The organism is Vibrio sp. 1078-1, from assembly GCF_033340475.1.
The window spans coordinates 1-633 of the sequence record NZ_JAWOWM010000502.1; the positions used below are offsets into that span (position 1 = coordinate 1).

General features: G+C 47.6%; 1 protein-coding gene. It reads right to left on the bottom strand.

Features of this window, described 5'->3' with window-relative positions; all coding sequences use genetic code 11:
* A partial coding sequence (locus R7190_RS28435; protein ID WP_318138002.1) for a UvrD-helicase domain-containing protein occupies positions 1-633 on the bottom strand: 633 nt, incomplete at both ends.

Below are 633 nucleotides of genomic sequence, written 5' to 3' on the forward strand. Positions count from 1 at the left end.
GAATGGCTACCCAGCTCATCATCACCTTTCAGATAAGCAATAGGCCATTTATCTAAATGCTTTTGCCAACGTTTGAAATTTGTTGGTGTCATCCAGTGCTTTTTCAACCAGTCGACACACCAAGCCGTGCGTTGGTTATCGTCTAATGCAAGAGGGCTAATTTCGACAGGCTGCTGCTCGACTTGATTAAGAATGTACAAGCCGAGTTGATGAAAGGTATTGACTCTTACGCCTTCTGCCGCCAAACCGACTTTATCAACCAAACGCTCTTTCATTTCTTTCGCGGCATCTCGGCCAAACGCAAGCATCAAAAGTTCTTCCGCTTGAGCTTGATGGCTTTGAAGTAAGTAAGCCACTCTTGCAGTCAATACGCTGGTTTTGCCCGAGCCTGCCCCAGCCAAAACAAGGTTGTGATCATCATTGAGCAACACTGCGTATTGTTGCGACAAGTTCAGCGGAGACGATTCAATGCGGTTGAACAAGACTTCCCAATTAGGACGTTCGTTCTCCAGCCATTCGTGATTGCGCTCTCCCAGCGTATGAGAGGTGTCAACCAGCCAAGGCTCAATTTCACCCATGCGATTAGGCATGCGCATTTTAGCTTCGTCGAGGCTGGTCTTGATTTCTGCGAGT